This window comes from Sphingobium sp. TomTYG73 (genome assembly GCF_055394245.1).
This window is the reverse complement of sequence record NZ_AP027339.1, coordinates 1,825,131-1,845,087: the sequence shown is the minus strand read 5'-3', so window position 1 is coordinate 1,845,087 and position 19,957 is coordinate 1,825,131. Positions and strand designations below refer to the sequence as shown.

Genomic DNA, 19,957 nt, shown 5'->3' with positions numbered 1-19,957 from the left:
TTGGTATAATACCCCGCGTGCCGAATGGAACCGGCACAAGAGGGCGCTGGCGAGACGTCATTAACGCGCTGCTAACTATCCGATGTTACGTTTCGGAAGATTGGAAAAAGGCAGCGGGTCAGCGGCGAAAAATGATTGATATTCAAAATCTTTTGCGCGCGCGAATGACGCGTATCATATTGGCGGCCGCCCTGATCGGTGGCGGGGCCATGGGTTTCGCCCCCTATGTGTTGAACGACGTTTCCACCCAGGCGGCGATCAATGCTCCGCTGATCAGGCTGACGGCCGCCGCCGATGGAACAGTCGCCGATCTCCCGGCGAACGGCCACTATTTCGACAAAGCCACCGGAATACATTTGTTGGACCTGTCGCAGGATACGGGCGAGGTCGCCGAATTGAAGGCTCAAGCCGAGATGGCGCAGACGGAAATGGCGCTCAGCGAACGGCAACTGGCCGAACTGAATGGCCAAAGTCAGCGATTGGAGCAGCGCGCGACGCTTTTTTCCGGCGCGATGGCAACGCGCCTTACCGCTGATCGCGACTCCGCGCAGGCAGATCTCGCCGGATGCCAGGCCGAACGCGCAGAGCAAGCCGCTAATCTTGCCCGCACGCGCGTTCTGGCGGCGCGGGGCTTCATATCGCCCGCCGGGGTGCAGAAGGCGGAAGCCGCCGCATCGCTCAAGAGCAGCAATTGCAGCAGCGCTGCCGCCAGGCTGCGGGCCATTCAGGTTACGCGTAGTGCCGCGCAATCCGGGGTGTTTATCGGCGACAGCTATAATGACGCGCCCTATGCGGTGCAGCAGGGCGATCGCCTGCTCTTGCAGAAGCAGGCGGTCGAAAAGACGTTGAGCGACGCGACAGCTCGTTACCGTCAGGCCAGTCTGAGATTGAAGGACGCGTTGGCCCGGGCGAGTTATCGTGCCCCGGCGGGAACTTTGGTATGGGCGGCGGCCGCCAGTCCCGGCGCCGCCATTCGCGCAGGTGAGCCGGTGCTCGACCTGATCGATTGCCGTCGACGCTTCGTCCAGGTCGCCCTTCCAGAACGTAAGGCTGAAGTGATTGGTCCCGGCACGCCCGCAGACGTTCGCATGATCGGTTCCGATCAGTGGCTGAAGGGGCAGGTCGTGAACATCACCGGCGCGGCGGGGCGGCGCCGGGAGGAATTGCTGGCCGCATCCACCTATTCCTTGCCGGAGGATCGAGAAATTCTGATCGATGTCGCATTGCCGGCGCCCGAACCCCGTGGGGTCGATGCCGCGCGCAAATGCGATGTTGGGCGTTTGGCCGAGGTCCGGTTCAGCCGCAGGCTCTGACGGCACATGTCCAGCATCGCCACCACCGCGCCCTTCGCGCCGCTGGCGTTGCTGGTGGGCTTCTTGCTGCTTTTCGGCAAGATATGGCCGTGGCGTGCCGGGCTGGTCGCGACGATTGGGTGCACCATTGTCTATTATCTGCAGTGGCGGATCTCACAGACGATTCCCTGGGGCGAGGGGGCGGGCAAGCTATGGTGGCCGCTGACCTGTCTGCTGGTGGAAAGTGCCGCGCTGTTCGATGGCGCGATCTTGCTGGCGATCCTTTCCCGGCCGCGAGACCGGTCGGCGGAGGCTGATGCGGGCGAGGCACGACTGCGCGCTGCATGGGAAGAAGGACCGCTGAATTTACCCCCGGTGGATGTTTTCATAGCCACCTATAATGAACCGCGCGAAGTGCTGGAAAAAACCATCCTCGGCTGTCTCGCTCTCGACTGGCCGGACGCGCGCATATGGGTGCTGGACGATGGCCGACGCCCCTGGGTGCGCGATCTGTGCATGGCGAAGGGGGCTGGCTATATTAACCGGCCGGACAACAAAGGCGCAAAGGCCGGCAATATCAATCACGGGCTGACGGTGACCGACGCGCCGTTCGTGGCGGTGTTTGACGCGGACTTCGTGCCACGCCGAGACTTCCTGCTGCGGACCATGGGCTTTTTCGAGTCTGAGCGGATCGGCATCGTCCAGGTCCCGCACAGCTTCTACAATCATGATCCCATGCAGACCAATCTGGGCCTGCAACAGGCCATGCCGGACGATCAGCGATTTTTCTTCGAAGCGATCATGCCGGGACGAGACGGTTGGGACGCCGCGTTTTGCTGCGGATCGAACTCCGTGACGCGCAGGACCTTGTTTGAATCGATCGGCGGAGGGCTGCCCGAAGGATCGATCACCGAAGACATGTTGCTGACGCTGGCCAGCTTGCGGCAGGGTTATGTCACCCGCTATCTGAATGAGCCTCTGGCCTTTGGCCTCGCTCCGGAAAGCACGACCGCCTTCTTTGTTCAGCGTCAGCGCTGGGCGCAGGGTGCGATCCAGATCCTGTACCTGAACGAAGGTCCTTTGGGGCCAGGATTGAAACTGCGCTATCGCCTGTTGTTCCTGCCCAGCGCATGGATCACGCAGGGCTTCCAATCCATGTTCACCGTGCTGACGCCCATTTGCTTCATGCTGTTCAATCTGGCTCCGATGGTCAGCATCGATCTGGAGGCGGTCATTCACTATGTCCTGCCGCTGATCGTCGCAATGTTGAGCGGCATCACGCTCCTGGCGCCGGGGCGCTATTACCCGCTTGCCGCGCAAATTTTGTCGCTGTTCCAGTCCTTCCGCATTCTGCCGGTTGCCCTGCAAACATTGTTCCGTCCAAAAGGCCTTGTCTTCAAGGTCACGCCCAAAGGGTCCGACGCGGGCGGAAATCCATGGGAAAGAACGATATTGTTCGTAGCGCTCGGCCTACTCGCGCTCAGTTTCGCTGGTCTGATGATCAATGTTACGCCGGAATATCGGGTCGTGTCGCAGGTCGGCCTGCTGCCCATGGTGACTTTCTGGACGATCGTGAACATGTTCATCCTGCTGCTGGTTGCCATGATGTGCCTGGAAAAACCGCGTGTCCGGGGTGAGGAGCGCTTCGCGCTCCGACAGGCCGTGACGATCCTGAGCGCGCAGGGGCAGATGATCCGGTCAGATAAGGGCGACATTTCCATCTCCGGTCTTGGGCTGGAGCTTGCTGAACCGGCGGACCTGAGTGTCGGCGAGCGCGTCGATGTCGTGTTGCCGGACGTCGGCCTGTTGCGCGGATTTGTCCGCCGTTCGGGCAGGCGCCTCGGCATTGAATTCGACTTTCATTCAGAGGAAATCCGTGACCGGCTGATCGTCGCGCTGTTCACGAACGAAATCCGGATCAATGCCGTTCGCCCCTCTGCGGCTGCCGCTGCTCTGGCTGTCGCCAAACGCCTCTGGCTGGCGGATCTTCGGACCACTGAAGTGGATTCCCGTATCGCCAACAGCGATCTGGCACCCGAGAAATTAAGCGCAACGACGCGTGTCGTCCCATCTGCGGTCCAAGCCCTTAAAAAAGCGCCTGAGCGCGATATGTCCGGCAACGACAGGGTAACTCGGGCAGCCTGATAGATCCACGCGAAAACGGGTTGTCCAACAGGATCACATCCGGCGGTACAACCTACGCTAAGCCTGACTCCCGCGCCGAACGTCGCCCGCGAAGACCGGTGCGTTTCTAACAGCACCATTTTAACCGCTTATGGCGGATTTCCGCCGCCGTCGATGCGATCGGCTTGCCGCTGCGCATTCATCCAACGCCAGGACAATATGGCGATTGCCCACAGGCCCAAGCCCTCCTGTCCGGCTTGCAGGGCGTCGGCCATGTCATTGCAGACGCCGCCTACGATGCCGATCCGCTACGCACCTTCATTTTAACGGCCACAGATTGATCAGCACCACAGGGCGATCGGTCAGGTTAATATTATGTCGCCTAAATATATTGACGGGCGAGCCGTTGTCGAGTTAGGATGCATGCTAACAATAAGGAGGGGATCTAGATGCGGTTTGATGGAAAAGTGGCCATCGTGCTTGGCGCCGCCACCGGTTGCAATATCGGCCAGGTGATCGCCCCCTCCCTGCCTGATCGTGCTTGCAGGAGTATCCCTAATGTTCACTAAGATGTTCATGCGCTATCCGATCCGGCAGGTCGCATTTTATGTGCCAGACGTGCGCGAAGCTGCCCGTCAGCATGCGGAGGCTTTCGGTTCAGGCCCTTACTTCGTCATGGAGCATATTCCCATGAGTTTGGCGCGTTACCGCGGCAAGCCTGGCGTTTTCGATCATTCCTCCGCCTACGGACAATGGGGTGACGTCATGATCGAAATGGTTCAAGTCCACAGTTCCGAGCCATCGGTCTTTTCAGACCTGTTTCCGAATGGCGGGACAGGTTTCCATCACATCGCGCTGATCGTCGACGACTTGCCCGCGATCATGAAGGAATTCGAAGCTGCGGGATTTCCGGAGGGCTTTTACGGCGAAGTCCAACCGGGGTCCGGATTTGCGATGATGGATGCGACCAAACAATTCGGCCACTTCGTCGAATTGTACGAACCGTCGATACCGCTCCTGTCGGTTTATCACCGGGTCGAGAGCGCGTCCGTGAATTTCGACGGCGCCGATCCGGTCCGCGATTTTTCCCTCATGTAAAAGCGATCGAAAACAAGTTCCCGACCGAAAAAAATACGAGGATTCTGAGTATATGGCCGATTTGACCTATAATTTCGCGGGCAAAACAGCGTTGGTCACAGGAGCAGCCGGTGGTATCGGTCGGGCGACGGCAATCGCTTACGCTTCTTCTGGTGCGAATGTGGTTGTCACTGATATCCAAGCGGAAGGTGGTGAGGAAACGACACACGCCATCACGGCGGCTGGTGGCACGGCCATTTTCGTCCGCTCCAATGTGACGTCATCCGAAGACGTCGATTCACTGATCGACACTTGCATTGCCACCTACGGACGTCTCGATTTCGCCTGCAATAACGCGGCAGTGGAACTGGAGGATACTGCGCTTGCCGATGTGCAGGATGAGCAGGCCCGCCGCGTTGTCGATATCAACTTCATGGGCGTATTTTTGTGCATGAAACGCCAGATCGCCAAAATGCTCGATCAGGGTGGCGGCTCGATCGTGAATGTCGCCTCAATGAATGCACTCAGGTCGCGGCCGGACAGTGCTGTTTACGATGGCACGAAAGCCGCTGTTCTTGCCATGACGCGAAGCGCGGCTTTGGCTTACACGTCGCGCAAGATCCGCATCAACGCGGTATGCCCTGGCGTGACTGACACACCGATGTTGGCGTTTAAAATGGATCTTGTGGGGGCGAAGCGGTCCATGATCGAACAGGTCGCCAATCTGGAAAAACGTCTCGGACGCCCCGACGAGTTGGCTGCTGCCATTCTTTGGTTGAGTTCGGACGCAGCTTCATTGGTCACCGGTCACGCGCTTCCTGTTGAAGGCGGCTATTTGCTGACGGGTGCGATCCCAGCGGGGTGATGTGGCCCGCGAGAGCTACGCTGGATAGCCAGCTTGGATTGACCCAGCCCAAGATGGGAGATTGAACCATGACTCATTTCGATACCAACGGCGCACCCGATTACCGGGACAGCCCTGCTCCGACATATCAGCAAGTGATTGCGCGCGACCCCATTGAGGCACCCGCGAGTTTACGCCAAATCCATCCCACGCATATCGAAATGCCGCGCGTCCCTCGCGAGCGTTATACCAGCCAGACTTTCTTTGACTTGGAAAAGGAACGGATGTGGTCGCGCACGTGGCAAGTCGCCTGCCGTGTCGAAGAAGTAAGGGAAGTTGGTGATTGCGTATTGTATGACTCGCCCGGTGCGTCGCTGATCATCATGCGCAGTGCTCCGGACGTGATCAAAGCTTTCTATAATGGATGTCTGCATCGCGGCATGAAATTATGCGCGTCGGACACGAGCGTAAACAAGATACGCTGTCCCTATCATGGCATGACTTGGAACCTCGACGGCTCCCTTCAGAATTTACCTGCGCGCTGGGATTTCGATCCGGTCGAAGATTCCGAACTCGCTTTACCAGAAGCGCGCGTTGGCCTCTGGGGAGGTTTCGTATTCGTCAACCGCGATCCCGCATCACCATCGCTGGAAACATATTTGGGTCCGCTGATCGCGGAATTTGCCGACTGGTCCCGGGACGACGTCTATCTGGACACCCGCGTAACCAAGGTCATGGAGGCGAATTGGAAGTGTTGCATGGAAGGGTTTGTCGAAGCATTCCATGTCGCCGAACTTCACTCGCAAGCTCTTCCTTTTGGGGGCGACGCCAGCACGCAATATGACGTCTGGGCCGACAATGGTCATGTTAGTCGTTTCTGTGCTCCCACCGGAATTCCCAGCGACCAATACCCCCAGCCGATTACCGAAGCCGAGATATGGAAAGCAACGTTCGGCGCCGTCACTGGCAATACTGATAACGCTCCGCCACTGCCGGAAGGCCAAACTGCGCGGGGCTATCTGGCAGAGATGAACCGCACTGAACTGGGCAAGGTCTACGGACGGGACTTCAGCCATCTGACGGACGCAGAAGCATGTGATCCCATTCAATATTCGCTGTTCCCCAACTTCCTCCTATTCAAGGGATTGCCTTATCCATTCGCCTATCGGTTCGTTCCGATCGACAATAGTCCAGATCGTACACGCTTCGATTTCATGATCTTCCGGCCAAAACCGCAAGACGGATCGGATTTTCCAGAGGTCAATCAAATCGACCTTGGCCCTGACGATACTTATGCGGCCAGCGGCGCTTTTCAGCCGTGGCACGGGCTAATCTATGATCAGGACTGCCAAAATCTGGCGCTGCAACAGCAGGGCCTGAAGGCAGGTGGGGTGAAGGACGTCATGTTAAGCCGTTATCAGGAAGTCCGCATTCGTTTCCTTCATAAAACTTTGATGGAATATCTGGACGGGGACTCTTGCCTTAAATAGCTGGAGCCTCAGCGCGGTACGCAACCAATAGATTGTGGAAGCGCGATGCACATCTCTCCATCGTTGACACCAACACACATTGACCAAAACCCATGCGCCCAATGCCGCGCCTGGTGAGACGGCGCAATGGCAGGTGGACGAATTCATGCGAGGCGAAGCAACAATGGTAAACGATGTCGTCGGCGGTTGTTGACGATGAGAACGAACAGACATCTTGCGCCATATTGAGGTGGTCACGTAGTTCATATCAAACGTGAATGACCACAAGGGATGAAGAACATCACGGGTGAAAAGTTCAACATCAATTATTATGCTCAAGACTCCGGCTCGGCCTTTTCGAGCGCTCCGGGCACACCGCGCACCTATGGTGGTGAACTGATATTCAAGTTCTGAACTTCAGATATATGATGACGGTGGCGGTCGACAGTGTCGGCCGTCCATACCTTGAAATATCCTGCAAGCGAACGGAACAAGCCGGTCGAATCATGGCACTGTTTCGACTTACCGTTACCCCCGGATGCGAGTCCGACGCGGCCCCTTCTCATCCATAGGGAGTCGGTCGCTCGACGACCTTAGCGGCGCACGGGGAAGGTGATCTACCTATGGATGTGGATGACACCAAAGACTGGGGAAAACAGGCCTCAAGCTTTGTGCCTCACGGCTTTAGACAGGAGAGCCGCAAGCGGGCGCCGTAAGCGCCTGGCGACCCCTCGTTGTGTTGTTGCGGAATGACAAATGCTGTTTTTATGTGGCTTTATGACGACTCTCCCATAAGGACAGCGGATGAAGCAAGCACCCAGACATCGCGCGCGGCCCCCGGTTCGGACAGGATTCGACGAGAAGTGGGTTGCGCCCTCGGAATTCGACGCCAAGCTCACAACACCTTATCTCATCACGATGGTGGCGCGCCTCCAGTCTCATCTTTATGCCGTCAGGACCGCCGAAGCCGATGTGAGTCAGGCTGCGGCCTTTCTTCTCCTTGAACTGTATCAGGAGGAGCCTCTTTCGCATTCCGAACTGACCAAGCGGCTCTCGATAGCGCATGCGACAGTATCACAGACACTCAAGCGGTTGGAGCAGCGAGGTCTCGTTGAGCGAAGCATTTTTGAGGTTGACGCGCGGCAGGTGCGCGTGAGGCTTACTGGTAAAGGCCGCGAAGTGTGCGCGCCGCTACGTGCGGAAGGTGATGTCCTCAATGACGAAATCCGGTCAGTTTTGGGTGCCGAGAGGGAAGAGGCATTGCGAAAGAGTTTAGCGGACCTTGCCGAACACTTCCGTTTTGGCCAGCGGTAGGCCGGGTCCGACCCGTCTTTCGCTCAACGTGCTTTGCTTACCCCATCATCGCATTCGCGGGCTCAACAAAGTCCTAGCGAAACACTCCCATCACTTAGGCCGCATCGACATTCAGCGTAGCCAGATCATGGCAGCGGCGAGATGTACGAAGTCGGCAAAGTGAGCGGTGCGCCGATCGTAGCGGGTAGCGAAGCGTCTGAAATGCTTGAGGCGACCAAAGCATCGCTCGATCCGGTTGCGGTGCTTGGCTATGACGCCATTACGAAGGTATTGGCGGAGATGAGCATGTCCCATGATGTCAACATCGTTGAATCGATCAGGCTACGCCAAATCTTCGGCACCGATCCCAATGGCGTCCGTGTGGAGCTGAACTTCACCGGCGACTGATCTGTCGGATGGCTGACTCGCTTGTCAGTGCCACCCGCCCAATAATCCTCAGCCCGCCGTCGGGTTGAAGATCTTTGCCTTGCCATCCCAGTTGGCGCCAGCCTGCTGAATCATGTCGAAAAGGCTCTGGACCTCGGGCTTCAACACGCCGATCTCCAGGATATTGTTTTCCTCAGCATCCATCGCGAAATAGGCGATCTGGGACCCGTCTGCGAACTCAGCTCCTTGCAGTCGCGTGCCGCCGTGTTCAGCGACCCAGGCTTCCGCATCTTCCATGCTGTCGGAGAAAGCGCATAGATGATGGACGCCTTTACGGCCCGCATCCAGAAACTCTTGGAAGATCGACGGGCCTCGCGGTTCGATAAGTTCGACCATCAGGTCCCCGGAAAATGCGATCGCCGCGCCGTACTGTGCGAAATGCTCTTTACCGCGATAATCGCCTCGAACCATCTCGAAAGCGGGAAAGACGAAAAAGGGACCCACGCCCATCACCTCGGTCCACCAATCGATCGCCTTGTTTAAGTTGGGCACCATATAGGCGATTTGGTTGAGCCGCCCCCAAGGCTTGAGCACCATAATAGTATTGACCTTCCATCTATCTTGATAAGTCAGGTAATCATATGCAAGCATCCTATCAGGAAGCTCGGGATGAACCAACTTATAAAATATGGCGATGAGCATGCGTAGGACGAAAAGCCCCGGGCCGCCCGGCCGGACTGTTCTGGTGCATCTGGCCACAGATTTAGCTTGGTGGTGGCGAGCTGTGGCAGACCAAATGGGAAGACAATGACAGCGACATCCGCCGTAATGACTCGCTGCCGCCCACGGCTTATCGGCGGCTGAAAATACCAGCTAGAAGGAGTGTCTCAGGCCCGAATTGCAACGGCGGCGGGCGCTTGTTCCGCGGCGGTGCAGGCATCGGCAGAGGTGCGCGCCCGGCATCGCGCTGTTCGCTGGCTATGGGACGGCCTTCCGCGCGTCCTTTGGCTTGTCGTGTGCAGGAGCCAAAGCCGGAATCTCCTTTAATATCGAGGCCGGAATCAATCTCGCCATACCGAAGAGAGGTCTTTCGGGCACGATCGCAGCATTTCGGCACACGCACGAAACGTCATCTTTGCCATCCTCGCTGATTTGGGCTTCCATATCCAGAGCGCGCATGCGGGGTGGAGGCCGATCTGCTGTGGTAACCGAGATCTGCCTTCTCGCTCCTCGCCAATTATGCTTATACCGACACGGCCGACGATGGCGCGGCGCAGGGCGACAGGATCGCACGCGTGCCCGAGAACAGCGGACGTATCGCCACGCGCTATCGCGTTCTCCAAGGCCCTGCGGGGGCCTATTTTCGCGCAGGGCTCACCGCCTTCGCCTCACGCAAACTGACGTTGCCCATCCATGATCCGAAAATCACAAGTTTTGCATCAAGCCAAAAATCGCAGAAATCTGCCCCTCCCCGTGATACAAAAATCTGATGCACATTTGGCGCGCTTCTGACCGCCGAAATCACTGTTTCTGCCTCGATCGCCCCTGATGCAAAAGTTTTGGACTCCCGATTAGTTGTCCCGATTGGGATCGTTGAATAGGAAAGCCGGATCACCTTGGCGACCTTGACAATATGGACGAAAAAGGAAGAATGATGCCTAAGCTGCTTCTCAAATGCGCGGTTCTTGTAGTTCCACTGATCATGCCCTTTGCCGCAGTGACCGCCCAAGTCGCAACAAAGGCAGAAAAAGGCTCCGCACCATCTCGCGGATCGTGGCAAGCTGCTGCTAATCCTTCTTCGCGACCAATCGAAGCAGATGGGTCGGTGAACGTGCCCTCATTTCGCCTGCCTCCTTCCGAGTATATGAGTCCCGAGGCGAAAGCGGCCTTACCACGTGTGCCCTCCGACATGTTCGAGGTGCTCCGTCAGTCGCCAAAGGATGTCACCGCCTTGCGCACGAATTTGCCAAGGCTCGTCGCGGGCCGCGTTGCCCAACTGAAGCAGATGTACAAGGTAGAGACGGAGGAGCGTGCGATCGCCGGTGTCCCGGCCGTCTGGACGCGGCCGGTGGCAGGCATCACGCCCGCAAAGTCTGGCAAGATACTGCTGAACCTTCCGGGCGGGGGCTTCATGATTGCCAACGCGGGGGCCAATGGCATGTTTGAGACGATCCCCCTGTCGGGCCTCATGGGCGTGGAGGGCGTAAGCATCACTTATCGGCAAGGCCCAGAAGCGCATTATCCCGCCGCAACCGAGGACGTGATAAAGGTCTATCGTGAATTACTCAAAACGCATAAGTCGCAAGATGTGGTGATATATGGCTGCTCGGCGGGCGGCCAACTTACCGCCCAGACTACCGCCGCGCTGATCCGCGATAAGCTGCCTCTTCCAGCCGCCATCGGCCTTTTGTGTGCATCTGCTGACATGCGCCTCTTAGGTGACAGCGCTGCCTTCACCTCCCCCTTCCAGGCAATACCAAATAAAGAGATACGCCTATCGTATTTTGAGGGGACCAAACTCGACGATCCCGCTGTCTCGCCTCTCCGGTCGCCTGAAGTACTGAGGCACTTTCCGCCAACTCTCATTGTAACGGGAAGCCGTGCTCTGGAAATGAGCAGCGCCGTTGCAACCAACAATGCGTTGCAGAAGAGCGGAGCCGTTAGCCAACTCAACATCTGGGATGGTATGGGACATGCCTTCTTCTACGATATCGCGCTACCCGAATCGCGGGAGGCGTTTGATACGATGGCGCGCTTCTTCACCAAATACCTTCACCTTAAGCCTTAGTGGTCATTTGCGGACATCTAGGCTTCCCTCGCGGAAGCCTAAATTAGATGATCTCCAAAGTTATCCCTGTCACGAAAACGGTTTGAACCGCGCCGGGTTTGCCGGAGGCATAGGGTTGTGAGTCACGCTGCCATACCGATGTTGTCTGCGGCAGCATAATATTGATCTTCGGCTTCGGCAGGCGGGATGTTGCCGATGAGCTCCAGCAGTCGGCGATGGTTGAACCAATCGACCCACTCGAGCGTGGCATACCCATGAATGACAATGCTGGTATCCGGGGGGACGGACTGATCCGTTCCCTCAAGGTGGAACTGCGTCCGCTCGCGGCGGTCCGGCCCGCGAAACGCAATGCCCGTACACACAGTGAGAAGCAGATCGAGCAGATCGCCTCCTCGATCCGCCAGTTCGGCTTCACCAATCCGATCATAGTCAATGACGAGGGGATGATCGTCGCCGGTCATGGCCGCCATGCCGCGGCGAAGCTGCTCGGCATGGCAAACGTGCCGGTCATCCCGATCCATGACCTCGATCCTGCCGAGCTGCGCACCTACGCCTTTGCGGACAATCGAATCGCGCAGAACGCCGGCTGGGATGCAGAGGTGCTGCGAATCGAGTTCGAGGAACTCAATGCCCTCGAGCTCAGCTTCGATCTGGAGATCACCGGCTTTTCCACGACCGAGATGGACCAGTTGCTGGTGATCACCCCGGAAGAAGAGAAGCTGGAGAAGCTGCCCGAGGGCACCATGTCGCGCAGCCAGCGCATCGCGCAGGAGAAGCTGCCTTGAAATCGTGGGCTGGGGAAGCTGATGGGCGCGAACCTTTTTCGGGAGGGATCGGTGGTCCGGCCCGCGTTTACCGACGGCCTCGAAGATCGCTATCGTGAGGTGCTCGATCTTGCGAACAGGCGGGTCAGGATGATCTGCCCTGACGGCAGGCGCCGAACCGTCAGTCTGTTCCAAGCCCGTCTGATCGAACTGGCTTCTCCACGCTGCCGCAGGCGTCTGATGTGCGAAGATTTCATCAGGCAGGTGCGGTGGGCAGCAGGTTTGCTGGCTGAGAGAAAAATTTCGTGACGAGGGTCTGAAAACCCCCGGATTTACGGGGTTTCATCCAGGGGATAAGGCAGAATTTCGGATGGCGGTGAAACAGGTGGTATCTGCCTGTTTCACCGCCATTTTTATGCTTTGATCCAGAAATTAGCACCTGTTTTCACCTGTTATTGTCACGGCACGTTTGCCGACGAGCTCTATGGATTATGATGTAAATCCAATAACATGATCAGGAAAATCGCAGAAAAGGCCCCCCTTGGACGTGCCATTTTTTTTAGGAGCGTCGCTTGGGCGACAGATGTCTGAGATGAAGGGGGACGCATGCATTCGGTAGTGACGGGGATGTTCCAGCAGCGTAGCAGCAGAGAAAGCGGCGCAGAATTGCGTATCTTTGGCTCGCATCTGACTCTCTGCAGTACCGAACTGAACGCGCGCGAATTTGCGCCGCTTTTCGGCAAATTCTCTAATGTTTGCAATATGTTGAGACTGGGTGGCGGAGCGGGAGGGATTCGAACCCTCGATACGCTTTTGACGTATACTCACTTTCCAGGCGAGCGCCTTCGACCACTCGGCCACCGCTCCGCATGCACTGGAAGGCGGCTCCCTATCGTGCGGCGCGGCGGGTGGCAAGGGGATGCCGCGACTTTCCTGCTTCAATTTCGCGGCGGTACTTCACCCGCCGTCGCGCTACGTAGACCGTGACGGATAGGCAAATGTTCGGCCGCAACCTACATTCAGGAACAATAGCTACATTTCCGGCGATACCCTATCCAGATGCGGCATCTCTCCGGAACGGAAAGGCTGAACATGATTGTAGGCACGGTCAGGGAGATCAAGAATCACGAATATCGCGTCGGCCTGACGCCTGAGAGCGTGCATGAACTGACCGCGCATGGCCATCGGGTGCTGGTGGAAAGCGGCGCGGGGGAGGGGATCGGCGCGCATGATGCGCTGTACGCCCGTGCCGGGGGCGAGATCGTCCCGACCGCGCGCGACGTGTTCGAAGCGGCCGAAATGATCGTGAAGGTGAAGGAGCCGCAGCCCGAGGAACGCGCCATGCTGCGCCCGGGCCAGATACTCTACACCTACCTTCATCTCGCTCCCGACCCGGACCAGACCCGAGACCTCATGGCGTCGGGCGCTGTCTGCATCGCCTATGAAACCGTCACCGACGCAGGCGGCGGCCTCCCGCTGCTAAAGCCGATGAGCCAGGTAGCCGGACGCATGTCGATTCAGGCGGGCGCGACGGCGCTGGAAAAGGCGAATGGCGGCCGGGGCGTGCTGCTGGGCGGCGTGCCCGGCGTGCTCCCGGCCAAGGTCTGCGTGATCGGCGGTGGCGTCGTCGGTTTCAACGCGGCGCAGATGGCGGCGGGCCTGGGCGCGGACGTCACCATCCTCGACCGCAGCCCCGAAGTGCTCGAACGGCTCGGCATCTATTTCGAGGCGCGGGCCAAGACCCGCTTTTCCAATCGCGCCAATCTGGCCGAATGCGTGGCGGAAGCGGACCTCGTCATCGGCGCCGTGCTGATCCCCGGAGCCGCCGCGCCCAAGCTGGTCAGCGCCGACATGCTCAAGACCATGAAGAAAGGCTCCGTGCTGGTCGACGTCGCGATCGATCAAGGCGGCTGTTTCGAAACCAGCCATCCCACGACCCATGCCGATCCCACCTATATCGTCGATGGCATTGTCCATTATTGCGTCGCCAACATGCCCGGCGCGGTCGCGCGCACCAGCACCTACGCGCTCAACAACGTCACCCTGCCGCATGCGCTGCGCATCGCCGATCTGGGGTGGAAGAAGGCGCTGCAAACCGACCCGCATCTGCTCGCGGGGCTCAACGTCTGGGACGGCAAGGTGACCTATCAGGCCGTCGCGCAGGCGCTGGACCTGCCCTTTACCCCGGCGGAGGAAGCGCTGGCCTGATGGTCGTCCCGGCGCGCGCCCCTAATCCGCGTCCGGATTGCGGAAGTTCAACCGCCGGGTGACGGTGTAATCCACCACCCCCACCAGAAAATAGCTGATCCACTGCTTCACCAAAGTCAGCACACCGCGCTGGGCCTTGTAGCGTTCCAGCGTGATCTGTCGGCTTTCCTCTGCGCGACGGCTGATGAAGTCCCTCGCTTCGTCCGCCAGCGCCTTGTCCTCGATCCGCAGCATGATCTCCAGATTCAGGAACAGGCTGCGCATGTCGAAATTGGCTGATCCGATGAAGACTGCGTCATCGATGACGATCAGCTTCATGTGCAGCTTGCGCTTCTGATATTCCCATATCTCCACCCCGCGCCGCAACAGTGGTCCGTACAGCAGCCGCGCCGCCGCCACCGTCGCGCCATTGTCCGACCGGGACGGCAGGATCAGCCGCGCACCCTCCCGCCGCGCCGCGAGCGCAATGCGCTTCAGCATGCCGCGTCCGGGCGAAAAATAGGCGGCCACCATGTCCACCCGCCGCGCATGTTCCAGGTCATGCTTTACCACCTGTGCCCAGGGGCTTAAGCGCCGGGTCGGCCCACCGATCAGCCATCGCATCGGATCATCGGGATCATGGTGCAGCGACGGGTGCCAGTGCCGCACCATCCGCCGCATTGTGCGGAAACTCTGCTTGCTGGTCGATACCCACCGCCACAGCTGCCCATACCAGTTGGTCATCGCCGCGACCTGCGGCCCGTCGATCAAAAGGCCCAGGTCCACCCAGGCATCCTCTTCGGGCAATCCGAAATAGGCATCCTCCACATTGAACCCGCCCAGCAGCAGCCGCCGGTCGTCCGCGATCGTCATCTTCTGATGGTTGCGGATCAGATAGCGGGTCGACCGCCGCGCGCCGAATCGGCCAAACCGTCCCCCCGCCTTGATTAGAGGGTCGAAGAAAGTAACCGGCGTGTCGGCCGATCCGAACGCATCGATCATCAACGTCACGGCAACGCCGCGCCCTCGGGCCGCGATCAGCCGGTCCAGCACCATCCGTCCGCTCTCATCGGCGGCGAAGATATAATAATAGAGCTTCAGGCTGTCCCGCGCGCCATCGATCAGGCCGATCAGCGTCTCTCGCAGGGCGGGACCATGTTCGATCACGTCCAGCCGGTGACCCCGGATGGACAGGCCGATCCCGGCCTCGTCGCTCTTTGCTGGGGACTGCCGGTTGGTCGCCATGTCCCGTTCATGCGCCTAATTGCCGCTATGCGCCACGGCTTTATGGGCTTTTCATTGACTCCCCACCCGCCCGCTGGTAGGCGCTGCCCTCACGATTTCCATCATTTTGCCAGGAGCGCCCGTTTGGCCCGCGTTACCGTCGAAGATTGCGTCGACAAGGTTACCAACCGTTTTGACCTCGTCCTGCTTGCGGCGCAGCGCGCCCGTGAGATTTCCGGTGGCGCTGAACTGACGTTGGACCGCGACCGCGATAAAAACCCTGTCGTCGCCCTGCGCGAGATCGCTGAAGAAACCGTTTTCCCGGCCGAATTGCATGATTCGCTCGTTGGGTCGCTGCAAAAGGTGCAGATCGACGACGACGACACGCCGGACGAAATCGGATCGATCGCCCAATCGGCAGAGGCCCTGCGCCTCACCGCCGCAGCCCCGCCGCGCAACCAGAATGTCGGCGGCGACTACGACGGCTGATCCGTTCATCGGTTCGGAGAGGGAATGAGGCTCGGCCTGCGCAAGCAGGACCGGGCCTCGATCCGTTTTGGGGCGGCATGCCGAAGAGCGCGCCCCAGCCTCACTAGATCCCAGCTTTCGCTGTGAGCACGAGGTGTCTAAATTCCCCTCTCCCCTTCAGGGGAGAGGGTGCCGAGCGAAGCGAAGGCGGGAGAGGGGATCGCAACGTGGACGCAAGCACCCTCATCCAACTCCGCCTAGCCAGCAAGCTGGCAAGGCTGCGTATCCTTCTCCCGCCCGCGGGAGAAGGCACAGCGGCAGTTAATTCCCCAAACAAAAATCCCGCAAAGCCCGCGCATCATGCAGCGCATTATGCGGTATCCTGCTATTCGCCGCCGCACTAAATCCCGCTGCATTGACCAGCTGCAACTGCAACCCGTTCATATCCACCATCTGCCCCGGCCCGGTCACCAGCAGCGCACAGAAATGCGCCAGATCCTCCGGCCAGTCGGCGACGATCACCGGCTCCGGATCGCCCGCCAGATAATCGGCCAGATGATGCGCGGCCTCGACCCGGCCCAACTCCATGTCGATCCCCGGCGGCACATGGCGCAGATAGGGGATGACGTTGCGCTGTACCCAGCCATGCGGCTCCTCCGCCAAGGGCAGCGACACGTAAAATTCATCGTCGCCAAATTCCGGCACCAGCGCGACGCTGATCAGCGCGCCTGCAAATCCGTTGAATTCAGTGTCGAGGAAATAGCGCATGAAAAACGGACTGCCTGCTGGAAAGGGGGGAAGGGGCTGTCCGCGAGATAGGGGCAGGGCGCCTCTTGCGCCAGCCTTTGATGATTTGCGTCGGCTGGGGCAAGCTGCCATGCGGGGCCATCGACACAAGGACCTGCCAGTGACCCCTCGCATACTCATCGACACCGCCGCCGTGCCGGGCGGACAGGAACTGAAGCTCTATAGCCGGGGCAGCGATCACATGATCGTGCTCGACCGCAACGAGCTGATGAGCAGCCGCATGAGCGGTTCGGAAAAGGCGCTAGCCGTCATGTCGCTTGAGCGCCTGAAGGGGCGGAAGGCGCCGCATCTCCTGATCGGCGGTTACGGCATGGGCTTCACCCTGCGCGCAGCGCTGGCGGGAATGGGGCAGGACGGCCGCGCCACGGTCGTCGAACTAGTGCCCAAGATCATCGAATGGGCACGGGGTCCGATGGTGGAACTGGCGGCAGGCTGCCTCGACGATCCGCGTGTCACCCTGATCGAAGGCGATGTCGCGGCAGAGATCGCCGCTAGCCAGCAACGCTATGACGCCATCCTCCTCGACGTAGACAACGGCCCCGACGGCCTGACCGCGCCCGCCAACGACCGGCTCTATTCCTCCGCTGGCCTCTCCACAGCCAAGGCCGCTCTGAAGCCCGGCGGCATCCTCGCCATCTGGTCCGCCGCCCCCGACGCAGCCTTCACCCGCCGCCTCCGTGACGCGGGCTTTCTGGTCGATGAGGTAGCGGTCAAAGCCCGCGACAACGGCAAAGGCCCCCGCCACGTCATCTGGTTCGCCCAGAAACGATAAGACCAAAATCCTCCCTGCGCGGAGCGTGGGGAGGGGGACCGCTCGCGAAGCGAGTGGTGGAGGGGAAATGGCACAACCTGCGCATTCCCCCTCCACCAGCCTGTGGCTGGTCCCCCTCCCATCTCCCGATGGGGAGGACAACCCCTTCCCAAAAACTCCGTCATCCCAGCGAACGCTGGGATCTCCGGCCACCAGACCGAACGCTACCACCCGAGATGCCAGCCTCCGCTGGCATGACGATCAGTGGCGCTCAATGCCCATCAAACCTCACATTCCGGCAAAGCCCAATCAATCCCCCCACGCCCCTTCTCCTCCAAAAACGCATTAGCCTGGGAGAAATGCCGACACCCCAAAAACCCGTTATGCGCCGACAGCGGTGAAGGATGCGCCGCCTTCAAAACCAGATGCCGCGTCTGATCCACAAACGCCGCCTTCCTCTGCGCATAAGCGCCCCACAGCAGGAACACGACCGGCTCCTCCTGTCGGTTCACCAGCCGAATGATCGCATCGGTAAACTCTTCCCAGCCGCATTTCTGGTGTGAAGCGGCGCGCCCCATCTCGACGGACAGCACACTGTTCAACAACAGCACGCCCTGCCGCGCCCAATGCTCCAGAAACCCATGACGCGGCGCGTCGATGCCAAGGTCGCTCTTCAGCTCCTTATAGATATTCTTGAGCGAAGGCGGCGTCCGCACCCCCGGCTGCACGCTGAAGCACAGTCCATGCGCCTGCCCCTCGCCATGATAGGGGTCCTGCCCCAATATCACCGCCTTCACATGGCCCAGCGGCGTCAGGTCCAGAGCGCGGAAATATTCGCTCCCCTTGGGGAATATGCGTTTGCCCTGCCGCTTCTCCTCTTCCAGAAATGTTTTGAGCGCCTGCATATAGGGGCGGTCGAATTCCTCGCGCAGCGGCGCGCGCCAGCTTTCGTCGAGCTTGATCGTTGCGGTCATGATCGCCTGATGACCTGCCCGGCAACGGCCTGTCAACCGCACGGCGGCCTTGCTCCGCGCCTGAAAATGAGGGAAAGGAAAATCATGCCGCGCCTTTCCTTCACCACCGCCCTTTTGGCGGGCCTCGGCCTGTTTCTAGCACCGCTGCCCACGGCGGACGCCTTCGGCCCCCAGCCCAATGTGGTGCATCAAAGCGCGCAATCGCGTCTGCTCGGCGAGTTCACCCGTTTCGCCGCGCTCAGCGACGGCACGGTCGGCATAGCGGTGCGCGACCTGCGCAATGGCGAGACGCTGGAACTGAATGGCGATACGCTTTTCCCCATGGCCAGCACCTACAAGGTCGCGGTGGCGGGCAAGATATTGTCGCTCGCCGATGCGGGCACGCTGCGTTTCGATGAAAAGCTCCCGCGCCTCGGCACGCCGATGCCGGTCACGACCTTGCTCGACCTCATGCTCACCCGCAGCGACAATGAAGCAACCGACGCGCTCGTCGCCCGCGCTGGCGGTCCGCAGGCAGTCAATGGCTGGCTCCAGTCGCTCGGCATTCGCGGCCAGCGGGTGGACAGCAACACCGCCCAACTGCTCGCCCGCGCAAAGGTGGGGGCAGGCGGGGCAGGGGACGAGGTCGAAACCTCCCTGTCGTCGCGCGCGCGGGATGCGCGAGACATGCCCAACATCGCCTTCGCCGCCGATCCCCGCGACACCTCCACGCCCCGCGCGATGAACGATCTCCTCTCGACGATCCAACATGGCAGGGCGTTGAAGAAGGGCAGCACGGCCATGCTGCTCGGCATCATGGCGCGCTGCAAGACGGGCAAGGCGCGCCTCGTCGCCATGCTCCCACCCGGCACGCCGATCGCGCACAAGACAGGCACGCTCAATGGTTTGGGCAATGACACCGGCATCATCACCCTGCCTGATGGCCGCCCGATCGCCATTTCCGTCTTCGTCATGAAGGATCATCGCGGCCACGCCGCGCGCGACCGCATCATGGCCGAAGTGGCCCGCGCGGCCTACGACTATTTCCTCTTTGCCCCTGAATCGCGCACGGCCTGACGCATCGCTCTTAACATGGATTGAACTTGGCTCTAGCCCGGTCGTCCGCAGCGGGAGGATGGCATGCGCGATGTCGCGGCGTTCAGCGATTTCTGGCCCTATTATCTTCAGGAACATGCACGCCCCGCGACAAGGGCGATGCACTATGCGGGGACCAGCACCGTCGTCCTGCTGCTCGGCGTGATGCCCTTGACCGGCCGCTGGTGGCTGCTTCCGGCCCTGCCTGTCGCCGGTTACGGCTTTGCCTGGGCCGCCCACGCCCTGATCGAACGCAACCAGCCCGCCACTCTCCGCCATCCCCTCTGGTCCCTGCGCGCCGATTTCCGCATGTGGTTCCGCTTCCTCACCGGGCGCATGCGCCGCGATCTCGCCTGTGCAGGCGTCCGCCCCGACGGATCGGTCGATCCCGCCAAGCGCCTCAACCTCTAAGGCATCCCCTCACGCCAGTGCTT

General features: G+C 59.9%; 20 protein-coding genes, 1 tRNA gene and 2 pseudogenes. 16 read left to right on the top strand and 7 right to left on the bottom strand.

Translation table 11 applies throughout. The annotated features are described in order from the left end of the window. Positions 1-164: 164 nt before the first annotated feature. The 8 genes and pseudogenes from ACZ5TH_RS09255 to ACZ5TH_RS09220 all read left to right on the top strand — a co-directional run bounded on the left by ACZ5TH_RS09255 (position 165) and on the right by ACZ5TH_RS09220 (position 8,120). Positions 165-1,313, top strand: a complete 1,149-nt coding sequence (locus tag ACZ5TH_RS09255; RefSeq protein WP_464793706.1) for an HlyD family secretion protein — start codon at positions 165-167, stop codon at positions 1,311-1,313. 6 nt (positions 1,314-1,319) lie between these two features. Further along, complete coding sequence (locus ACZ5TH_RS09250; protein ID WP_464793705.1) at positions 1,320-3,437, top strand: glycosyltransferase; 2,118 nt, start codon at positions 1,320-1,322, stop codon at positions 3,435-3,437. A gap of 134 nt (positions 3,438-3,571) precedes the next feature. Then, a pseudogene (locus tag ACZ5TH_RS09245) lies at positions 3,572-3,739 on the top strand (transposase); the annotation flags it as partial. Between the two features lie 253 nt (positions 3,740-3,992). Beyond that, positions 3,993-4,514 carry a VOC family protein gene (locus ACZ5TH_RS09240; protein ID WP_464793704.1) on the top strand — a complete coding sequence of 174 codons (522 nt, stop codon included), beginning with the start codon at positions 3,993-3,995 and terminating at the stop codon, positions 4,512-4,514. Positions 4,515-4,566: 52 nt separating this feature from the next. After that, positions 4,567-5,358, top strand: coding sequence for a glucose 1-dehydrogenase (locus ACZ5TH_RS09235; protein ID WP_449474096.1), 792 nt, complete (start codon positions 4,567-4,569; stop codon positions 5,356-5,358). 68 nt (positions 5,359-5,426) lie between these two features. After that, positions 5,427-6,827: an aromatic ring-hydroxylating oxygenase subunit alpha gene (locus ACZ5TH_RS09230; RefSeq protein ID WP_464793703.1), complete on the top strand. Its 1,401-nt coding sequence runs from the start codon at positions 5,427-5,429 to the stop codon at positions 6,825-6,827. Between the two features lie 270 nt (positions 6,828-7,097). Next, positions 7,098-7,220, top strand: a complete 123-nt coding sequence (locus tag ACZ5TH_RS09225; RefSeq protein WP_464791923.1) for a hypothetical protein — start codon at positions 7,098-7,100, stop codon at positions 7,218-7,220. A gap of 390 nt (positions 7,221-7,610) precedes the next feature. Continuing rightward, entirely contained in the window at positions 7,611-8,120 is a 510-nt protein-coding gene (locus ACZ5TH_RS09220) for a MarR family winged helix-turn-helix transcriptional regulator (RefSeq protein ID WP_449474091.1), read from the top strand. A 111-nt stretch (positions 8,121-8,231) separates the two neighbouring features. On the opposite strand, the gene ACZ5TH_RS09215 is transcribed toward ACZ5TH_RS09220, so the two are convergent. Together ACZ5TH_RS09215 and ACZ5TH_RS09210 are read right to left on the bottom strand one after the other, a co-directional pair. Beyond that, positions 8,232-8,414, bottom strand: coding sequence for a transposase (locus ACZ5TH_RS09215; RefSeq protein WP_464793702.1), 183 nt, complete (start codon positions 8,412-8,414; stop codon positions 8,232-8,234). A gap of 141 nt (positions 8,415-8,555) precedes the next feature. Further along, positions 8,556-9,188 carry a VOC family protein gene (locus ACZ5TH_RS09210; RefSeq protein WP_464793701.1) on the bottom strand — a complete coding sequence of 211 codons (633 nt, stop codon included), beginning with the start codon at positions 9,186-9,188 and terminating at the stop codon, positions 8,556-8,558. Positions 9,189-10,119: 931 nt separating this feature from the next. On the opposite strand from ACZ5TH_RS09210, the gene ACZ5TH_RS09205 reads away from it, so the two are divergent. Continuing rightward, complete coding sequence (locus ACZ5TH_RS09205) at positions 10,120-11,274, top strand: alpha/beta hydrolase (protein ID WP_464793700.1); 1,155 nt, start codon at positions 10,120-10,122, stop codon at positions 11,272-11,274. 122 nt (positions 11,275-11,396) lie between these two features. Here ACZ5TH_RS09205 and ACZ5TH_RS09200 read toward each other — a convergent pair. Beyond that, positions 11,397-11,525 (bottom strand): annotated as a pseudogene (locus ACZ5TH_RS09200) (IS3 family transposase); the annotation flags it as partial. On the opposite strand from ACZ5TH_RS09200, the gene ACZ5TH_RS09195 reads away from it, so the two are divergent. Both ACZ5TH_RS09195 and ACZ5TH_RS09190 read left to right on the top strand, forming a co-directional pair. After that, positions 11,490-12,059 (top strand): ParB/Srx family N-terminal domain-containing protein, encoded by a 570-nt coding sequence (locus ACZ5TH_RS09195; RefSeq protein ID WP_464793699.1) that lies wholly within the window; start codon positions 11,490-11,492, stop codon positions 12,057-12,059. The pseudogene ACZ5TH_RS09200 and the gene ACZ5TH_RS09195 sit on opposite strands and share 36 nt — an antisense overlap. Positions 12,060-12,080: 21 nt before the next feature. Then, positions 12,081-12,347 carry a hypothetical protein gene (locus tag ACZ5TH_RS09190; protein ID WP_464793698.1) on the top strand — a complete coding sequence of 89 codons (267 nt, stop codon included), beginning with the start codon at positions 12,081-12,083 and terminating at the stop codon, positions 12,345-12,347. A gap of 467 nt (positions 12,348-12,814) precedes the next feature. Here ACZ5TH_RS09190 and ACZ5TH_RS09185 read toward each other — a convergent pair. Beyond that, positions 12,815-12,905: transfer RNA gene (locus tag ACZ5TH_RS09185), tRNA-Ser, on the bottom strand. A 225-nt stretch (positions 12,906-13,130) separates the two neighbouring features. Here ACZ5TH_RS09185 and ald point away from each other — a divergent pair. Continuing rightward, complete coding sequence (ald, locus tag ACZ5TH_RS09180; RefSeq protein ID WP_464795086.1) at positions 13,131-14,246, top strand: alanine dehydrogenase; 1,116 nt, start codon at positions 13,131-13,133, stop codon at positions 14,244-14,246. A gap of 21 nt (positions 14,247-14,267) precedes the next feature. Here ald and ACZ5TH_RS09175 read toward each other — a convergent pair whose 3' ends face one another. After that, the gene (locus ACZ5TH_RS09175) at positions 14,268-15,470 is read right to left on the bottom strand and encodes a phospholipase D-like domain-containing protein (RefSeq protein ID WP_464793697.1); all 1,203 of its coding nucleotides are present in this window, start codon (positions 15,468-15,470) and stop codon (positions 14,268-14,270) included. Positions 15,471-15,593: 123 nt separating this feature from the next. Between ACZ5TH_RS09175 and rpoZ the strand changes: the two genes are divergently transcribed. Continuing rightward, positions 15,594-15,938, top strand: a complete 345-nt coding sequence (rpoZ, locus tag ACZ5TH_RS09170; protein ID WP_449474068.1) for a DNA-directed RNA polymerase subunit omega — start codon at positions 15,594-15,596, stop codon at positions 15,936-15,938. A gap of 300 nt (positions 15,939-16,238) precedes the next feature. Here rpoZ and ACZ5TH_RS09165 read toward each other — a convergent pair whose 3' ends face one another. After that, positions 16,239-16,685 carry a hypothetical protein gene (locus ACZ5TH_RS09165; protein WP_449474674.1) on the bottom strand — a complete coding sequence of 149 codons (447 nt, stop codon included), beginning with the start codon at positions 16,683-16,685 and terminating at the stop codon, positions 16,239-16,241. Between the two features lie 139 nt (positions 16,686-16,824). On the opposite strand from ACZ5TH_RS09165, the gene ACZ5TH_RS09160 reads away from it, so the two are divergent. Continuing rightward, a complete protein-coding gene (locus ACZ5TH_RS09160) occupies positions 16,825-17,496 on the top strand; it encodes a spermidine synthase (RefSeq protein WP_464793696.1) in 672 nt (223 codons plus the stop codon). Between the two features lie 260 nt (positions 17,497-17,756). Here ACZ5TH_RS09160 and ung read toward each other — a convergent pair whose 3' ends face one another. Next, a complete protein-coding gene (ung, locus tag ACZ5TH_RS09155) occupies positions 17,757-18,449 on the bottom strand; it encodes a uracil-DNA glycosylase (protein WP_464793695.1) in 693 nt (230 codons plus the stop codon). Between the two features lie 84 nt (positions 18,450-18,533). Here ung and ACZ5TH_RS09150 point away from each other — a divergent pair, with 84 nt between their 5' ends. Beyond that, positions 18,534-19,505, top strand: coding sequence for a serine hydrolase (locus ACZ5TH_RS09150; RefSeq protein ID WP_464793694.1), 972 nt, complete (start codon positions 18,534-18,536; stop codon positions 19,503-19,505). Between the two features lie 63 nt (positions 19,506-19,568). Further along, positions 19,569-19,934: an Mpo1-like protein gene (locus ACZ5TH_RS09145; protein ID WP_460986623.1), complete on the top strand. Its 366-nt coding sequence runs from the start codon at positions 19,569-19,571 to the stop codon at positions 19,932-19,934. Positions 19,935-19,957 lie beyond the last annotated feature (23 nt).

Excerpts from the sequence above, each read along its gene's own strand:
- ACZ5TH_RS09255 (WP_464793706.1), top strand. The coding sequence starts at position 165 with ATGACGCGTATCATATTGGCGGCCGCCCTGATCGGTGGCGGGGCCATG.
- ACZ5TH_RS09250 (WP_464793705.1), top strand. The coding sequence starts at position 1,320 with ATGTCCAGCATCGCCACCACCGCGCCCTTCGCGCCGCTGGCGTTGCTG.
- ACZ5TH_RS09240 (WP_464793704.1), top strand. The coding sequence starts at position 3,993 with ATGCGCTATCCGATCCGGCAGGTCGCATTTTATGTGCCAGACGTGCGC.
- ACZ5TH_RS09235 (WP_449474096.1), top strand. The coding sequence starts at position 4,567 with ATGGCCGATTTGACCTATAATTTCGCGGGCAAAACAGCGTTGGTCACA.
- ACZ5TH_RS09230 (WP_464793703.1), top strand. The coding sequence starts at position 5,427 with ATGACTCATTTCGATACCAACGGCGCACCCGATTACCGGGACAGCCCT.
- ACZ5TH_RS09225 (WP_464791923.1), top strand. The coding sequence starts at position 7,098 with ATGAAGAACATCACGGGTGAAAAGTTCAACATCAATTATTATGCTCAA.
- ACZ5TH_RS09220 (WP_449474091.1), top strand. The coding sequence starts at position 7,611 with ATGAAGCAAGCACCCAGACATCGCGCGCGGCCCCCGGTTCGGACAGGA.
- ACZ5TH_RS09215 (WP_464793702.1), bottom strand. The coding sequence starts at position 8,414 with ATGGGACATGCTCATCTCCGCCAATACCTTCGTAATGGCGTCATAGCC.
- ACZ5TH_RS09210 (WP_464793701.1), bottom strand. The coding sequence starts at position 9,188 with ATGCTCATCGCCATATTTTATAAGTTGGTTCATCCCGAGCTTCCTGAT.
- ACZ5TH_RS09205 (WP_464793700.1), top strand. The coding sequence starts at position 10,120 with ATGGACGAAAAAGGAAGAATGATGCCTAAGCTGCTTCTCAAATGCGCG.
- ACZ5TH_RS09195 (WP_464793699.1), top strand. The coding sequence starts at position 11,490 with ATGGTTGAACCAATCGACCCACTCGAGCGTGGCATACCCATGAATGAC.
- ACZ5TH_RS09190 (WP_464793698.1), top strand. The coding sequence starts at position 12,081 with ATGGGCGCGAACCTTTTTCGGGAGGGATCGGTGGTCCGGCCCGCGTTT.
- ald (WP_464795086.1), top strand. The coding sequence starts at position 13,131 with ATGATTGTAGGCACGGTCAGGGAGATCAAGAATCACGAATATCGCGTC.
- ACZ5TH_RS09175 (WP_464793697.1), bottom strand. The coding sequence starts at position 15,470 with ATGGCGACCAACCGGCAGTCCCCAGCAAAGAGCGACGAGGCCGGGATC.
- ACZ5TH_RS09165 (WP_449474674.1), bottom strand. The coding sequence starts at position 16,685 with ATGCGCTATTTCCTCGACACTGAATTCAACGGATTTGCAGGCGCGCTG.
- ung (WP_464793695.1), bottom strand. The coding sequence starts at position 18,449 with ATGACCGCAACGATCAAGCTCGACGAAAGCTGGCGCGCGCCGCTGCGC.
- ACZ5TH_RS09150 (WP_464793694.1), top strand. The coding sequence starts at position 18,534 with ATGCCGCGCCTTTCCTTCACCACCGCCCTTTTGGCGGGCCTCGGCCTG.
- ACZ5TH_RS09145 (WP_460986623.1), top strand. The coding sequence starts at position 19,569 with ATGCGCGATGTCGCGGCGTTCAGCGATTTCTGGCCCTATTATCTTCAG.